This is a genomic window from Hansschlegelia beijingensis, assembly GCF_045505405.1.
In the GTDB taxonomy this organism is placed as follows: Bacteria; Pseudomonadota; Alphaproteobacteria; order Rhizobiales; family Methylopilaceae; genus Methylopila; species Methylopila beijingensis_A.
Window position 1 is genome coordinate 1 of record NZ_JBJKEX010000713.1, and the last position, 574, is coordinate 574.

General features: G+C 60.5%; 1 protein-coding gene. It reads right to left on the bottom strand.

Annotated elements, in window-relative coordinates; genetic code table 11:
• A partial coding sequence (locus ACIKT0_RS19760; RefSeq protein WP_407106946.1) for a hypothetical protein occupies positions 1-574 on the bottom strand: 574 nt, incomplete at both ends.

A 574-nucleotide genomic window follows, 5' to 3' on the forward strand; every position in this document is an offset into this window, starting at 1 on the left:
GCAATATGCCCTGCTGACCCGTCCGGCCTCGGAAGCCCATGACCTCGAGCCGCCAGGCATCGCGTTCGAACTCTGAGGACGCATCAGGCGGTTCCAGGAAGTGTTCCAGCGCCGTGTGCAGGGCAGCGTGTGCCCGCCGCATTTCCTTAGAACCCTTTTGGATTTCCGTGCTTTCTAAGGGCAGGTCCGTGAGCAATGACCCGGTCTCCCGGTGTCTCAGAAATTTGATCAGGTCGCGTAGGTCTTGTAACCGGAAGCGTCGACGGCTTCGCGGGCTGGATGCCAACAGTTGAAGAGATAGGGCCAGCTCGACCCGGAGCTTTTCTGGCAGGCCGGTGAGGTCGATTTTTTCGGGATTGGTTTTGGGGCCCGACATGGTCCGGAATTCATCGAGCGTGGGGTGGCCGAGTTTCTTCCACCGGCCGAGGTGTGTCTGGCAGAGCTGTCTGGTGCTGAGGAACCGGGCGCACCCGTCGATGCTGCAGATCGGGTACAAATTTGCGGTGAGATCCGGGTCGTCAAGGACTATCACTGCGGCGTCGAAGCGTGGTGATAAGGCGACGCGCATGCGTGG